This is a genomic window from Kitasatospora sp. NPDC001547 (assembly GCF_042894165.1).
GTDB lineage: Bacteria > Actinomycetota > Actinomycetes > Streptomycetales > Streptomycetaceae > Kitasatospora.
In genome coordinates, this window is record NZ_JBIAVL010000006.1 from 200,250 (window position 1) to 215,509 (window position 15,260).

At 77.1% G+C, this 15,260-nt stretch carries 9 protein-coding genes; 3 read left to right on the forward strand and 6 right to left on the reverse strand.

From position 1 onward, the window contains the following. Positions 1-448: 448 nt before the first annotated feature. Positions 449-1,060 (reverse strand): MarR family winged helix-turn-helix transcriptional regulator, encoded by a 612-nt coding sequence (locus tag ACFY0X_RS14410; protein ID WP_387753701.1) that lies wholly within the window; start codon positions 1,058-1,060, stop codon positions 449-451. Positions 1,061-1,145: 85 nt separating this feature from the next. Between ACFY0X_RS14410 and ACFY0X_RS14415 the strand changes: the two genes are divergently transcribed. After that, positions 1,146-2,519 (forward strand): MFS transporter, encoded by a 1,374-nt coding sequence (locus ACFY0X_RS14415; protein ID WP_387753703.1) that lies wholly within the window; start codon positions 1,146-1,148, stop codon positions 2,517-2,519. Between the two features lie 10 nt (positions 2,520-2,529). Here the strand turns inward: ACFY0X_RS14415 and ACFY0X_RS14420 are convergent, their stop codons facing one another. After that, positions 2,530-3,426, reverse strand: a complete 897-nt coding sequence (locus ACFY0X_RS14420) for an alkaline phosphatase family protein (protein ID WP_387753706.1) — start codon at positions 3,424-3,426, stop codon at positions 2,530-2,532. Positions 3,427-3,778: 352 nt separating this feature from the next. Here ACFY0X_RS14420 and ACFY0X_RS14425 point away from each other — a divergent pair, with 352 nt between their 5' ends. Beyond that, positions 3,779-5,071 (forward strand): serine hydrolase domain-containing protein, encoded by a 1,293-nt coding sequence (locus ACFY0X_RS14425; protein ID WP_387753709.1) that lies wholly within the window; start codon positions 3,779-3,781, stop codon positions 5,069-5,071. 108 nt (positions 5,072-5,179) lie between these two features. On the opposite strand, the gene ACFY0X_RS14430 is transcribed toward ACFY0X_RS14425, so the two are convergent. Further along, positions 5,180-7,636 carry an ATP-binding protein gene (locus tag ACFY0X_RS14430; RefSeq protein WP_387753712.1) on the reverse strand — a complete coding sequence of 819 codons (2,457 nt, stop codon included), beginning with the start codon at positions 7,634-7,636 and terminating at the stop codon, positions 5,180-5,182. Positions 7,637-7,903: 267 nt separating this feature from the next. After that, positions 7,904-10,543, reverse strand: a complete 2,640-nt coding sequence (locus ACFY0X_RS14435) for a BTAD domain-containing putative transcriptional regulator (protein WP_387753714.1) — start codon at positions 10,541-10,543, stop codon at positions 7,904-7,906. Between the two features lie 363 nt (positions 10,544-10,906). Between ACFY0X_RS14435 and ACFY0X_RS14440 the strand changes: the two genes are divergently transcribed. Beyond that, entirely contained in the window at positions 10,907-13,780 is a 2,874-nt protein-coding gene (locus tag ACFY0X_RS14440; protein ID WP_387753717.1) for a BTAD domain-containing putative transcriptional regulator, read from the forward strand. A 145-nt stretch (positions 13,781-13,925) separates the two neighbouring features. On the opposite strand, the gene ACFY0X_RS14445 is transcribed toward ACFY0X_RS14440, so the two are convergent. Continuing rightward, entirely contained in the window at positions 13,926-14,555 is a 630-nt protein-coding gene (locus ACFY0X_RS14445; protein ID WP_387754070.1) for a sigma-70 family RNA polymerase sigma factor, read from the reverse strand. A 293-nt stretch (positions 14,556-14,848) separates the two neighbouring features. Further along, a complete protein-coding gene (locus tag ACFY0X_RS14450; RefSeq protein WP_387753720.1) occupies positions 14,849-15,226 on the reverse strand; it encodes a hypothetical protein in 378 nt (125 codons plus the stop codon). Positions 15,227-15,260: the final 34 nt, after the last annotated feature.

A 15,260-nucleotide genomic window follows, 5' to 3' on the forward strand; every position in this document is an offset into this window, starting at 1 on the left:
CGGCCGCTTCCCCGGCGCTCGCCCGCCGCCGGGCGTCGGGGCGCGCCAGGTACGGGCAGACCATGGCGGCGTAGAGCATGCAGGCCCGGTGGCCGGGGCCCGCCATGGCGGGCGCGAGGTTGCGGTACGGCTGCCCCGCCGCGAGCGCCCCGGCGGTCGCCGCGCTCTCGGCGGCGCCGACCACCCGCCACACCGGGCCGCGCTCCACGAACAGCCCGCACACCGAGCACCGGCGTTCCAGCGCGCAGGCGGCGCTGCGCCCGTGGTCGGTCGGCGCGAACCGCGGCACGTCGTCCTGCCACGGGGGATCGCCGGCACCGGGTAGCCCCGCCCGTCCCGGGCCGGGCCGCCACGCCGTCCGACACCGGCACGAGGCCGAATCGCCCGTCCCCGTGGACACCGGGGACGGGCACCGCGGGTCGACCCCGGCCGCCGGGGACGGGCGGGGCTACCCCACGTCGTCCTGAGCGAGCATCACCTTCCGCAGCAGGTCGGCCAGCGTGCGCCGCTCGTCCGCGGACAGCACGCCCAGCAGCCGCCGCTCCTCCCGGCCGACCACGTCCAGGGCCTCCCGCCAGGCGGCGCGCCCGGCCTCGGTCAGCACGATGTCGACCTTGCGGCGGTCCTCCGTGGACGGCGAGCGCAGGACGAAGCCGCGCCGCTCCAGGGTCTCCAGCCGGCCGGTGACCGAGGCCGGGGCGAGGTCGAGGTCGGCCCGGAGGTCGGAGGGGGCGGCGTGGCCGCCGCGGCCGGCGAGCACGTGCAGGGTGTCGAACTCGTGCTTGTGCAGGCCGTAGTCGGCGACGCCCTGTTCGCGGACCCGGCCGAGGTGGCGGGTGAGGCGGGACATCCGGGTGACGGCGGCCTCGATGTCGGGGTCCAGGCCGGGCAGCACCGGTTGCCAGCGCTCGACGTGGCCGTCCGTCCAGTCGCGGCGCTGCGCCTGACCACGGGGCCCCGTCCGGTCGCGAGGCTCCGTCCGCTCGCCGGGCTCCGTCCGATCGCGGCGCTCCGCCCGGTCGCGGGACGGAGTGCGCTGCTCGGAAGGGTGCTCGGCCATGGGAGGAGTGTACAAACCCGCGGCAGAACTGACGTCACCAAAATATTCGTTGCCGAAATTTCGTCACCGAAATAAGCTGCGGCCCGTGACACGACACCCCTTGAGCCTGAGCGGCTTCCGCCTGCTCTTCATCGGCCGAACGCTCTCCACCCTCGGCGACGCCGTCGTCCCCGCCGCCCTGGCCATCGCCATCACCCGCGCCACCGGCTCCGCCGGCGCGCTCGGCCTCGTCCTGGGCTGCGCGATGGTGCCGAGGCTGTTCCTGCTGCCGCTCGGCGGCGTGGTCGGGGACCGCTTCGACCCGCGCCTGGTCGCCCTCGTCACCGACCTGGTCCGGGCCGTCGCCCAGCTGCTGGTCGGCCTGGAGCTGCTCGGCGGCCACCCGAGCCTGCCGCACATCGCGATCGCCTCGGCGGTCGGCGGCATCGCCTCCGCCTTCGCCATGCCCACCGCCGCGCCGCTCGTCGCGGCCACCGTCCAGGGCGAGCTGCGGCTGCGCGCCAACGCCCTGCTCGGCTCCGCGGCCGCCGCCGCCCGGTTCGGCGGCCCGGCGCTCGCCGGACTGCTGGTGTACACCGCCGGCCCCGGCTGGGCGTTCGTGCTGGACGGCGCCACCTTCGTGCTGAGTGCCGCCCTGCTCACCCGGCTCCGGGTGGACCGCCTCCCCGTCGAACCGCGCTCGCTGCGCCGCAACCTCGCCGAGGGCTGGAGCGAGGTGCGCTCCCGGAACTGGTACTGGACGAGCCTGATCGCCCACGGGACGTGGAACGCCGCGAACGCGGTGCTGCTCACCCTCGGCCCGCTGATCGCCGCCACCCGGCTCGGCGGTGACGGTGTCTGGGTGGCGCTGACCCAGGCGGGCGCGGTGGGCCTGCTGGCCGGCTCGCTGGTCGCCGGACGGCTGCGGCCCCGCCGCCCGGTACTGGCCGGCAACCTCGCCCTCGCGCTGTACGGGTTGCCGCTGCTCGCGCTCGCCCTGCCGGCCCCGGCGCCGGTCGCGGTGGCCGCCCACGGGGTGGCGCTGGCCGGGCTGGGGTTCCTCAACCCGGTCTGGCAGACGGTGGTCCAGCAGGAGTTCGCGCCCGGGGTGCTGGCCCGGGTCACCTCGTACGACTGGCTGCTCTCGCTGGCCGGCGCCCCGCTCGGGTACGTCCTGGCGCCGCTGGCCGCCGACGCCTGGGGCAGCCGGGCGCCGCTGCTGGTGGCGGCGGGGCTGGTGACGCTGGTCTGCGCGGGCACGGCGGCGGTGCCGGGCGTCCGGCGGTACGGCGACCGCCCGGCGACCGCGACCGCGACCGGAGCCGAGGCCGGAGCCACGGCCGGGACGGCACCCGGGCCGGTGACCGAACGGCCACCGGCCCGGGCTCGCGCTCAGGCCCCGGATCGGGCCTCGGATCAGGCCCCGGGTCGGACGCCGGCCGAGGATCCGAACCAGGATCAGACCGGGGTCAGGGCCTGATCACCGCGGCTCAGTTCCAGATGCCGGTGATGTCGGCGGCGGAGGCCGCGTTGCCCGCGTGGCCGGTGGTGCCGGCCAGGTCCTCCAGGGTCCGCAGCACGTCGTAGTGGTTGTAGGTGGTGGCGCTGCTGCTGCCGGGCGTCACGTGGGCGCCGTAGACCACGGTCGGGATGCGGTTGCCGGACAGCTTGTTGTCCTCGTCGAAGGTGACGACCAGCAGGCTGTTGTGGGTCCGGGCCCAGGCGGCGTACCCGCCCAGGTTGTTCTTGATCCAGGTGTCGCCGGTGCCGACCGAGCAGTCGTGCATGTCGCTGCAGAGGTTCGGCACCACGAAGGAGACGTTCGGCAGGGTGGTGTAGTCGGTCGGGAACTGGGCGAAGGTCTTCGCCGAGCTGAGCGGGACGTTGCCGAAGCCGAACCACGGGTTGTGCTTCTGGGCGTAGCTGCCGCTGCTGCACACGGTGCTGCCCTCGCCGGGCAGGGACTCGTTGTAGCTGGCCCAGGTCTTGCCGGCGGCGATGACCTCGGAGGCGAGGTTGGCGCTCTGGAAGCCGCCGACCTTCACGCAGCTGTCGTCGACGCGGCCCTGGGTGGAGCCGGAGAACAGCGCGTAGTAGTTCGGCTCGCTCGGGTGGGTGATGCCGTAGGACTGGGTGAGGTTGGCGCCGCCCGCCTTCAGGGTGTTGTTGATGTACGGGGCGCTGCTGCTGCCGATGACCTGGGTGTAGGCGTGGTTCTCCATCACCACGACGACGATGTGGTCGGGCGTGGGCAGCGCGGCGGCCCGGGCGGTGGTGGCGGTGGCGGCCCAGAAGCCGGCGGAGGCGGCGACCAGGGCGACGGCGGAGCCGATCGCGGTCGCGGTCCGGCGGGAGCGGGGGTTCAGGGGCTTCGTGGTCGAAGTCATGACAATTCCTCGGGTAGGAGACGGCCCGGCGAGCCGGGGTGCGGGAGCGGAGGTGCCTGCCGTCGGGAGGGGAGGCTCCGTGGTCGGTGAGGGGGAAGCCGGTGGGGCGAGCGCACCGGAGTGCGCGGCGGCGCCCGAACAGCATGGGGCGTGCCGCCTGACGTCGGTAGCCGTCGGAAGGTGAAACCTTGGCCCCGGAGCGGAAAACGGACGGTGAGACCGTCGAAACCACCACCGACAACGGGAAATGCGGGCGAACCGGTTCACATTGCCATCCCCGCCCCGGCCGGTGATAGTGATCTTCGAACGGCGCGGTCCGACGCCGCGTCAGCTGACGAGAGAACCGAGGAACATGGCGAAGACCAGCCTTCTGCGCCCGCTCGCGGTGGCCGCCGCCGGCGCCGTCCTGGTGGCGACCGGTGCACTGCCCGCCGCGGCCGCCGGCCAGGACACCACCGACGCGGCCGCCCCCGACCTCGCCGGTGTGCGCACCGCCCTGCAGGCCACCACCACGGCCGGCGCCCCGGGCGCCTTCGCGGTGATCCGCGACCACGGTGCCGTCGAGCGGACCCGCTCGGTCAGCGTCGGCCTGGCCGACCTGGACGGGACCCCGATGAACTCCTCGTGGAGGTTCCGGGTCGGCAGCAACAGCAAGATGTTCGCCGCCGTTCTCGTGATGCAGCTGGTGCAGGAGGGCCGGATCGACCTCGACCGGCCGCTGCGGGAGTACCTGCCCGAGGGCACCCTGCCGGAGGGCTGGACGATGACCGGCCGCCAGGTGCTGGAGCACCGGGCCGGGATCTTCGACCACACCAACGACCTGCTGGAGCAGGCCGGCGAGGAGACCACCAGCGCGTTCGAGGCGCGCATCCGCAACACGGTGTACGACCCGCGCGAGCTGGTGGCGATGTCGGTCAGGCACGGCGTGCAGTACACCCCCGGCAGCCGCTACTCCTACTCCAACACCGACTACGTGCTGATGGGCCTGGCGGTCGAGCACCTCACCGGCCAGCCGTTCCCGGAGGTGCTGAACGAGCGGATCATCCAGCCGCTCGGCCTGCGCGGGACCTCCTTCGTCGTGCCCGACCGGGAGATCCGCGGCGCCCACGTCACCGGCTACCTCACCAACGACGACCGCGCCAAGCCGCTGCTGGACTCCACCGAGCAGACCGGCTCCTGGGTGTGGAGCGCCGGAGCCGTCATCTCCACCGCCGAGGACATGGACCGCTTCCTCTCCGCGCTGATGGCCGGCGGCAACGGCGGGCTGGTCTCGGACGCCTCGCTGCAGCAGATGACCGCCGCCCTGCCCACGCCCACCGCGAAGATCTCCTACGGCCTGGGCCTGCGCCGCATCTCGCTCTCCTGCGGGGACGTCTACGGCCACGGCGGCATCGTCCAGGGCTTCAACAGCCAGTCCTTCACCACCCCGGACGGGCGGCGCAGCGTGGTGGTCTTCGCCAACGCCTCCAACAACGGCGCGGTGACGCAGGGGCTGATGAACACCCTGGAGCCGGCCTTCTGCGGCAAGCAGCCCGCCGTCGCCCCGAAGACGGCCTTCGCGCCGTCCTCGGCCCCGGTCGACGCGCCGCCGGCCGACGCGCTGCCGGTGAACTCGCTGCCCGTGGTGGAGGACACCCGGATCTGACCGGCCGTACGGCCTTCCACGCCGCGCCCGTTCCCGGTCCCGACCGGGGGCGGGCGCGGTCCCCGTGCGGGGCACTCCCCCTGCGGAGCGGCCCCCGTGCGACGCCGGTCAGTGCCGGGCGCCCGCCGAGCGGGGGCCCTCCGCGCTCAGGTCGGTGAGCGCCTCGGTGAGCAGCTCGCGGGCCTCCTCGGCGCGGCCCTGCTCGATCAGCGCGGTGCCCAGCTCGGTCAGCGTCTTGGTCATGCTGTCCGGGCGGCCCACCGCCTCGAAGTGCACCAGGGCCTGCCGGTAGGCCTTCTCGGCGGCCGGCCAGCGCTTCAGCGCCGCGCGGTCCAGGCCGAGTTCGTGCGCGGTCATGGCCGCCAGCATGTGGATCAGCGGCGAGGACCAGCGCTCCACCAGCTCCAGCGTCCCGGCCAGGGCCCGGCGGCGCGACTCCACCGCCTCCTCGGCCCGGCCGGACTCCCGCAGGCAGTTGGCGGCGCCCCGCAGGGTGACCAGCCGGCCGATCATCGCCGAGCGGTTGGCGACCTCGGCGAAGGCGTCCGCCGCCCGGTGGAAGGCGTCGGTGGCCTCGCGGTGCCGCTGCAGGTAGCGCAGGCCCGAGGCGAGGTAGGTGAGCGCCCAGCCCTGCTGCTCCCGGTCGCCGACCGCGCGGGCCAGCTCCAGCCCCTCGGTGGCCAGTTCGATGCCGCGCTGGTAGCGGTGCAGGCAGGTGACGTACGTCCAGGCCAGGTAGTTGACGTGCACCGCCTCGACCCGGGTGTCCCCGATCGCGCGGGCGGCGTCCACCGAGAGGTGGAACACCTCGGCCCAGATGCCCCAGCTCAGCAGCCGGTCGGAGAACCAGTGCATCGCCTCGGCGGTGTCCACCACCTCCCGGTACCGGCCGGCCTGCTGCGCCTGGTGCAGGGCGGCCAGCCACTCCGGGTGCTCGTACTCCAGCCAGGCGGCGGCCTCGGTGAGGTACGCGGGCGCGGAGCCGCCGGTGCCGGTGTCGTCCGCGGCGTGGTCGGGGTCGAACCGCAGCCCGAACTCGGCCGCCCGGCCGAGGATCCAGCGGCCGGCCCTGGTGCGGGCCTCGGCCAGTTCCTCGGCGGTCTCGTCGGCGGCCAGCCGCTCGCCCGCGTAGAGCCGCACCAGGTCGTGCAGCCGGTAGCGGTCCGGGGTGGCCGCCTGCATCAGCCCGGCGTCGACGAGCTGCTCCAGCACCAGCTCGGTGCGGGCCGCCGACCGGCCGGCGTAGGCCGCGGCGATCTCCGCGGTGAAGTCCTTCCCCGCGGTCAACGCGCAGCGCCGGAGGACCAGTTGGGACTCGGCGGGCAGGCGCCGGTAGGACAGCTCGAAGGCCGGGCGGACGGCCAGGTCGCCGGTCTCCAGCAGGTCCAGCCGGTTCTCCTCGGCGGCGAGCTGGCGCACCAGGTGGGCGACCGGCTGCTGCGGGCGGGCGACCAGCCGCTGCCCGGCGATCCGCAGCGCGAGCGGCAGGTAGCCGCAGAGCCCGGCCAGCTCGGCGGTGGCGTCGGGCGCGGCCTCGATCCGCTCCCGGCCGGCGATCCGGGCCAGCAGGGCGGCCGCCTCGGCCGGGGAGAGCACGTCCAGGTTCAGCCGGTGCACCGATTCCAGGCCGGGCAGCAGGTTGCGGCTGGTCACGATGGTCACGGCCGGGCCGGAGCCGGGCAGCAGCGGCCGCACCTGGCTCTCGTCGGCGGCGTTGTCCAGCACCAGCACGAGCCGCCGTTCGCGGACCAGTGCCCGGTAGAGCCCGGCCCGCTCCTCCGTCCCGGCGGGAACCGCGGCGTCGGCGACGCCCAGGGCGCGCAGCACCTGGCCGAGCGCGTCGCGGGCGGGCAGCGGCTGCGGGGACATGCCGCCGAGGTCCAGGGAGAGCTGACCGTCCGGGAAGCGCTCGGCCAGGGCGTGGGCGGCGTGCAGGGCGAAGGAGGTCTTGCCGAGGCCGGGCTGACCGCTGACCAGCACCACGCGCGGGTGGCTCGGACGCTCGTCCTCGGCCATCCGGGCGAGCAGGGCGAGGGCCTCCTCGCGGGCGGTGAAGTCGGCGATGTCGCGGGGCAGCGCGAGGGCGCTCTGGCCGGTCTCGGCGGGGACCGCCGACGGGGCGTCGGCGCGCGGCGCGTCCGGGTCCGCGTCCCGGCCGGCGGCGTCCTGCCCCACGGGCTCCTGGCCGGCGGTGTTCCCGACGACGGCGTTCCCGAGGAGGGTGTCCTCGCCGACGACGCTCTCGCGCGGGGCGGAGCCGCGGGGCCGGGCGGGGCTCCCGGCGGGCACCGGGCCGGGCCGCACCCCGCGCGGGCGGCCGGACTGGGCGGCCCGGTCCAGCGCCTCGGCCTGCGGATCGTCCAGCCCGAGCGCCTCGGCCAGGGCCCGTACGGTGCGCCGCTGCGGCCCGCGGGTGCGGCCGCGCTCCATGTCCCCGAGGGCGCGCAGGCTGACCCCGGCGGACGCGGCGAGCTCCTCCTGGGTCAGGCCCGCCGCCACCCGGTGCCCGGCCAGCAGGCGGCTGAACCCGTTGGTGTCCGTGTCCGTGCCGCCCCCGGCCGTCATGCCCCGCCCCCCACTCGTTCGGTCCTGCGCAGTTCCGCACTTCTGCCTGGAGCCGCCTGCGGCGGTTCGTCCCAGGCAGAAGTATGCCCGGCCGGACAGCGTCCTCGTACCCGGCCCTCCTCCAGGGTATCCGCCCAGGTCAGGAGAGCCGCACCCGGGCGGGGCGGCCGGCCGGGGGCGGTTCCGCGGGAGTCGAACCGCCGATAGTTCCGCCTGTGGTTCCGCTGGTCGAACAGCGGTTTTCCGCCACCGGCGGCCGTCGGGCGCTCATGCCAGCCGTCTCGCTTCCGCTCCCTCCGCCGTGCGCCCGAGGGCGTCCAGCAGGTCGGCGAGCAGGCCGTGGGAGCGGGCTTCGAGGGCCGGGTCGCCGACGGTGCGGCCGAGGGCGACGGCGAGCCGGGCCGAGGAGAGCGCGGCGTCCCGGTTGCCGAGGGCGTGCAGCGCGCGGGCCCGGCTGTGGGTGGCGAGGACGGCCTCGGCGCCGCCGGAGCGGGTGGTGGCCGCGCGCACCGCCTCGTCGGCGTGGCGCAGGGCGGGCTCGGGCTCGCCGGCCAGGACCAGCGCATCGGCGAGGTCGGTGAGCGAGCGGACCAGCAGGTGGTCGGTGGCCGGGGTACGGGCGGCGGCCACCAGGTCGCCGAGCATGGGCAGCGCCCGCTCGTACCGGCCGGCCCGCAGCAGGGCGGCGGCCACCCGGCTGCGGCAGTGGTGGCGCAGCACCGCGTCGCCGGCCCGGTCGGCGGCCTCGACCGCCCGCTCCAGGGTGTCGGCGGCGGTGCGGTGGGCCGCGCGGTCGACGTGCAGGACGGCGAGGTCGGTGGCGAGGCGGGCGACCGCCGCCTCGTCCCGTTCCGCGTACGCGGCGCTCAGACCGGCCTCCACCACGGCCCGCCAGTGTGCCCGGTCGTGGCCGGTGGCCTCGTACAACAGGCTGGTCCGGTGGGCGAGTTGCCAGGCCGCGGCGGCCCGGCCCTTCTGCTCGGCGCAGAGCACCACGGCCCGCAGGGCGCTCTCCTCGCGGCGGAACCAGGCCGCCGCCCGCGCCTCGCCGTCGGCCGCCGCGCCGCCCCCGGCCGTCCAGTCGGCGGTGACGTCGAGGTAGTGGGCGATCAGCCGGTCGAGGGCCAGGTACCGGTCGTCGCAGGGGAGTTCGGCTGCCTGCGCGGCGGCGTGGCGGCGGACCAGCTCGCGCCGGGCGTACCGGCCGGGGCTGGTCTCCTCCAGCAGGTGGACGGCGTCGAGGCGGGTCAGCAGGGTGCGGGTGGCGGCGGGCGGGAGGTCGGCGAGGGCGGCGGCGGTGTCGGCGGCGATCTCCGCGCCGGGGTGCAGGCCGAGCAGGGTGAACAGCCGGGCGGCGTCCGGCTCCAGCGTGCGGTGGGTCCGGTCCAGCGCGGTGGTGAGGCCGAGCGGGCCGTGGGCGGTTCCGGTGCCGGAGAGGGCGGTCAGGCCGGTCTGCTCGTCGGCGAGTTCGGCCGCGAGGTCGGCCGCGGACCAGTCGGGCCGGGCGGCCAGCCGGGCGGCGGCCAGCCGCAGCGCGAGCGGCAGGCGGTCGCAGCGCTCGGCGAGTTCGGCGACGGCCTCCGGCTCACCGGCCGTGCGCTCCGCACCGAGGGTGCGGGCGAGCAGGGCGGCGGCCTCGTCGGGGCCGAGCACGCCCAGCGGCAGCGGGATGCCGCCGGTGCGGACCAGCACGTGGCGCAGCCGGCTGCGGCTGGTGACGACGGTGACCGGGGCGGGCTCGCTGTCGGTGGCCGGCGGGTCGGGCAGCAGCGGGGCGAGCTGCTCGTAGCAGGCGGCGTCGTCCAGGACGACCAGCATCCGGCGGCCGCCGACCAGTTCGCGGTAGCGGCGGGCGCGGTCCTCGGGTTCGGCGGGCAGCGCGTCCGGGGCGTCGCCGAGGGCGGTGAGGAACTCGCCCAGCACCTCGGCGGGTTCGCGCGGCCCGTCCGGGCCGAAGCCGGTCAGCTCGGCGCGGAGGACGCCGTCCGGGAAGTAGGCGTCCCCGCGCAGGGCCGTCCACTGCCGGACCAGGCTGGTCTTGCCGACCCCGGCGGGCCCGGTGACCAGGATCGGGCGGCCGTCCCGCGCCGCGGGCAACACCTGGTCCAGGCGGGCGAGCTCGGCGCTCCGGCCGACGAACCGGCGGTCGGCGGCGTGCCGGGCGCCGGACTGCTCGCCGGCCCGGCGCAGCTCCGGACCGGGCGGCCGGCCGAGCCGGGCCACCGCGCGCTCGTAGCGCTCCCGTGCCTCGGCGCCGCGCCCGTCCTGCTCCAGGCAGCGCACCAGCCGGGCGGCCAGCGACTGCCGGGCCGGGTGGTCGTCGGCCGCCCCGGCGAGCTCGGCGGCCAGCTCGCCGCCCCGGCCGGCCAGGAGCAGGCCGTCGGCCAGCCGTTCCAGGGCGCGCAGTCGCAGGTCGGTCAGGTACGGGAGGGTCCGCTCGCGCAGCAGGGCGGAGCCGCAGTCGGCGAGCGCCGGGCCGCGCCAGAGGTCCAGCGCGGCGCGCAGCAGCGGCAGTGCCGGGTCCGGCGAGGCGCCGTCCGGCACGCCGGACGGGGCGGCGGGGTCGGGGTGCAGCACGCCCGCCTGCTCGCAGAGCCGGCCGAAGCGCAGCACGTCGATCCGGTCGGGCTCGCCGGCCAGCAGGTAGCCGGACCCTCGGGTGTCCAGCTCCAGCCCGGGGCCGTCCAGCAGCTGGCGCAGCGCCGCGACGTGGCCCTGCAGGGCGGCCCGCGCGGTGGGCGGCGCGCAGCCCTCCCAGACCAGCTCGATCAGCTCCTCGGTGGTCACCGTCCGGTTCAGCTGGACGGCGAGCGCGCTCAGCAGCGCCCGGCGCTTGGGCGCCGAGGGCGTCACCGCCGTCCCGTCCTCCCGCCGCACCACCACCGGTCCGAGCAGATCGATGTGCACGCGCCCGTTCCCCTCCCCCACCCTCGACTGCCCGGCCTGATCGAGGATAGGTCCGACCAGGCGCTCCTCGCCCGGCCGGGGCCTGCCCACCGGGCCGGGCGCTTCCTCGGGCACCGTACCGAGGCGGTCCGACACGGCCTTCCGGTCCACCCGCCGGCCCGCACGCCCGCACGCCCGCACAACCTGCACGCCCACCGGTCGCCCGTCCGCCGGTGCAACCTCCGGCCGCCCCGCGCACGTCCATCGAGGGCAGGAGCGGCCGATCCGCGCGGACCGGACATGTTCTCGCACTACACTGCTCCACCCCGAGGCCCGAGGCCGCTTCGGGTGCGATGCGCGGTTTGCGGTGAGGTGGGGGTACTGGTGCGGATTCGGCTGCTCGGGCCGGTGGAGCTGCGGGTCGGGGCGGCGGGCTTCGCGGGTGTGGCGGGCGCGCAGCGGCGGGCGGTGCTGGCGCTGCTGGCGCTGCGGCTGGGGCACCTCGTCACCGTGGACCAGCTGTGCGAGCTGCTGTGGGACGAGCAGCCGCCGCCGAGCGCGCGGGCGGCCGTGCAGGGGCACGTCGCCGCGCTGCGCAAGGTGCTCGCCGGCACCCCGTTCGAGCTGCACACCCGGGACTCCGGCTACCTGCTGGCCGGGCCGGCCGGCGCGGTGGACGCGCTGCGCTTCGAGGAGCTCACCGGCACGGCCGACCGGCAGGCCGGGCTCGGCAACCGCCCCGCGGCGGTCGCGCTGCTGGAGGAGGCCCTGCGGCTGTGGCGCGGCGAGGCGCTGGCCGACCTGCCCGACACCCCGCTCCGCACCGCCGCGGTGGACCGGCTGGAGCAGTCCCGCACCGCCGCCCTGCTCCGCTGGGCCGAGCTGCGGCTCAGCCAGGGCACCGGGGCGGCGGCCGTGCCGGTGCTGGAGCAGGGCGTCCGGGCGGACGGGCTGCGCGAGGAACTGGTGGCGCTGCTGATGCGCTGCCTGCACCAGGCCGGCCGGCCCGCCGAGGCGCTGACCGCCTACCACCAGGCCCGGGTGCGGCTGGACGAGGAGCTGGGCATCCACCCCGGCCCGGCGCTGCGGGCGGCGCTCGCCGAGGTGCTGGCCGACGACCGTACGGCGGAGCCCCTGCCGCTTGCCTCCCCGGCCCCCGGACCGGCGCTGCCGCCTCCATCGGTGCCGCGCCAACTGCCCCGCCGCCACCCGGACTTCGTCGGCCGCACCATCGACCTCGCCCGCCTGGACCGGGCCTGCGGGACCGGCCGCGCCGGGGACGGGCCGGTGCTGGTGGTGGGCCCGGCCGGGGTCGGTAAGAGCGCCCTGGTCACCGCCTGGGCGCACCGGGCCGCCGACCGCTTCCCGGACGGCCTGCTCCACGCCTCGTTGCACGGCCTCGCCCTGGAGCGACCGGACGGACCGGACGGACCCACCGGATCCGGCGGCCCCGGCGGCCCGGCCCGGCCCGGGGCCGTGCTGGCCGGCTTCCTGCGCGCGCTCGGCGTCCCGGAGGACGGCATCCCCGCCGGACGCGCCGACCGGGCCGAGCTCTACCGCGAGCGCACCCGGGGCCGGCGGCTGCTGGTCCTGCTGGACGACGCCGACGACGCCGACCAGGTCGCCGACCTGCTGCCGGCCGGCCCGGCCGGCACCGCCGTGGTCACCGGCCGGGGCCCCCTGGAGGGCCTGGTCGCGCTGGAGGGCGCCACCCTGCTGCGCCTGGCCGCACTGCCCGAGGACGACGCCCTGCACCTGCTGGAACGCGCCCTGACGCCCGAGCGGGTGCGCGCGGAGCCCGAGGCCGCCGCCCGGCTCGCGGGGCTCTGCGACCACCTGCCGCTCGCCCTGCGGATCGCCGCCGCCCGGCTGGCCGCCCGGCCGGACTGGACGATCGCCGAGTTGGTCGCCGAACTCGCCGACGAGCGGACCAGACTGGCCGTCCTGGACGCCGACGGCACGCTCTCCGTCACGGCCCGGCTCCGGCTGACCCACCGCCGGCTCTCCGCACCCGCCGCCGAACTTCTCACCGCGCTGGCCGCCCACCCCGGCCGCGAGGTGGACACCCCGGCGAGCGCCGCGCTGCTGGGCGGTGGCGCCGCCACCGCCCACCGGGCGCTCGGCGAACTGGCCTCCCACCACCTGCTCACCGGCACCGCCCCCGGCCGCCACGCCCGCACCGAGCTGGTCCGGCTGTACGGCGCCGGACTGCTCGCCGAGCGGCCCGAACGGCACCGGCGGCTGCTCCACGAACGGCTGGCCGACCACTACCTCGCCGCCCTGCGGCACTGCGGCGCCTTCCTCGACCCCGGCCAGGAGGACACCGCCCCGCCCGCCGGTCCGGACCAGGCGGTACCGGCCGCCGTCGACATCCGCACCGCGCTCGACTGGTTCGACGCCGAGGAACCGGCGGTCTCCGCGCTGATCGCGTCCCCCGACACCGACCCGGACCGCGCCTGGCGGCTCGCGCTGACCTGCGGCTCGCTCTACTACGGCGCCAGCCGCTTCACCGACTGGCTCGCCTGCGCCCGGCTGGGGCAGGCGGCGGCCGAACGGTGCGGCGACCCGGTCGCGGTGGCGCTGCTGCTCAACTGCCGGGCGCAGGCGCTGGTCGCGCTGGAACGCCGGCAGGAGTCCGCGGAGGCGGCCCGCAGGGCGGTGGCCGCCGCCGAGTCCGCGGCCGGGCCCGCGGCCGCGTCCGCCCGCGTCCGGGCGCTCGCCACGCTGGCGCTGGTCACCGCGATGCTCGGCCACTCCGCCGAGGCCGAGCGGCTGGCGGCCTCCGCCACCGCGCTCGCGCTGGAGTCCGGCGACCGCCGCCGGCTGGTCGACGCCAAGGTGCACCAGGGCTGGGTGAGCCTGGCCGTCGGGGACCGGGAGGGCGCCCAGCGGCGGTCCCGCGAGGCCCGGGAGCTGCTGCCGCCCAGCCCCGTCACCCAGGTCCACCTGTGGTCGCTGCTGACCGAGGCGCAGGCCCTCCCGCCGGCCGTCCGCGACGAGGCCGCCGACCTCGTCTGGCACCGGCTGCTCGCCGCGTGCGAGGAGGCCGGCCTGCTGTACCTGCACGCGTTGGCCGAACAGTCCTACGCCGCCCACCTGTTGGCGCGGGGGCGGGAGACGGAGGTGCGCGGCAGGCTGCGCACGGCGCTCGACCGCTTCCGCTCGCACGACCGCCAGGCGGGGTACGTCAGCGGGTACACCACCAGCCTGGAGGAGTCGCTCGACCTGCGCACCGGTCAGCGGCCGGAGGACGGCTGAGCCCGCGCGGGCCCGGACGGGCGGGCGGCCGGGGCGGCCCGGAGCGGACCTGGCCGCCGGCGGACGGACAGCCGGAGCCGGCCGTGCCGCGGTACCGCCGAGCCTCCGTCCGCCGTACCGCCGTAGCCGCCGGGCCGCCGTACCGTCAGCCGGCGGCCGAAGCGGCCCCGCGCTCCGCCGGGCCGTACCCGTGCTCCGCCGCCAGCACCGGGCGCAGCGCCCGGATCGCGTAGAAGTTGCGGGACTTGACCGTCCCCGGCGGCACCCCCAGCCGGGCCGAGGCCTCCAGCACCGAGCGGTCCTTGAGGTGCAGCTCGACCAGCACCTCGCGGTGGTGCTTCTGCACCCGGCGCAGCGCCAGCGCGATGTCCCGGGCCACCACCACCCGCTCGTACGGGTCGTCGGCGACCGGCTTGTCCTCCACCGGCTCGCCGATCACCTCCTTGGCGCGGGCGGCGGCCATCCGGTAGTGGTCGATCGCGATCCGCCGGGCGACCGTGAACAGCCACGGCCGGCTCGCCTCCGGCCCCGCGGCCAGCGCCTCCGGGTGCTGCCAGGCGCGCAGCAGAGTCTCCTGGAGGATGTCCTCGGCCTTGCCGCGGTCCCCGCCGGTGGCCCGCAGCAGCGCGCGCAGCAGGTAGCCGCCGTGCAGCCGGTGGATCTCGGCGAGCGTGTCCGGGTCCAGGGTCGGACGGGCCGGGGCGGCGGCCTCCGGCGCGGCCGCCGGACCCTCGGACGGCGGAGTGACGGACGTGGGCTGGGCGACGGACGGCATCGACACGCGCTACCTCTCAGGTCGGGCAGGGGGCGCAGCACGGGCACGAACATGCTGGGCACCGACCGGACACCCCGGCGGTGGCTGCGGAAAACACCCTGCCGGAGGCCGCCAAGTCCGCACCAAGGATCCGCCAACGCCCCCGTCCGGAGCACGCGGCCCGGCTCCGGGTGCCACCGTTGGCGGGCGCCGACGACTGTTGGCCGGCCGTTAGCGGCCGTGAGCCGCGGCCCCTTCCGGCACCGCCACGACGGCGCCCGGCCCCCCGCCGGGCGCCGTACGGCCCGCCGGCGTCAGTCCCCGGCGAGCGCCCGGAGCAGCTCCCGCACCCCGTCCTCGCCGCGGTGCTCGATCAGCATCGCGACCCAGGTCGCCAGCCGTTGCCGCTCCGCCGCCGACCAGCGCGGCGCGGACGGGTGCTCGTCCACCACCAGCGCCGTCGCCATGCCCAGCAGCCCCGGCGCGGGCCGAGGCCACAACCGCCCCTCCGGCACGGCGCGCAGCGCCAGCCGCCGGGCGAGCGCGATCACCTCGTCCGCCGCCGCCTCGGGCACCGCCAGCCCGGCCGGCCCGGCGACGCTCGGCGCCCCGGACCGCACCAGGGCCGCGATGAACTCCCGCGCCTCCGGCTCGTCCGCGGCCGTGCCGCGTCCCTCCCCCGTCCCGTTCACGGGACTCACGCTCCTTCCGACTCGGTGGCACTCG

What these genes read in the sequence shown, in the direction of transcription:
- ACFY0X_RS14410 (WP_387753701.1), bottom strand. Translation starts at nt 1,060, where the DNA reads ATGGCCGAGCACCCTTCCGAGCAGCGCACTCCGTCCCGCGACCGGGCG.
- ACFY0X_RS14420 (WP_387753706.1), bottom strand. Translation starts at nt 3,426, where the DNA reads ATGACTTCGACCACGAAGCCCCTGAACCCCCGCTCCCGCCGGACCGCG.
- ACFY0X_RS14425 (WP_387753709.1), top strand. Translation starts at nt 3,779, where the DNA reads ATGGCGAAGACCAGCCTTCTGCGCCCGCTCGCGGTGGCCGCCGCCGGC.
- ACFY0X_RS14430 (WP_387753712.1), bottom strand. Translation starts at nt 7,636, where the DNA reads ATGACGGCCGGGGGCGGCACGGACACGGACACCAACGGGTTCAGCCGC.
- ACFY0X_RS14445 (WP_387754070.1), bottom strand. Translation starts at nt 14,555, where the DNA reads ATGCCGTCCGTCGCCCAGCCCACGTCCGTCACTCCGCCGTCCGAGGGT.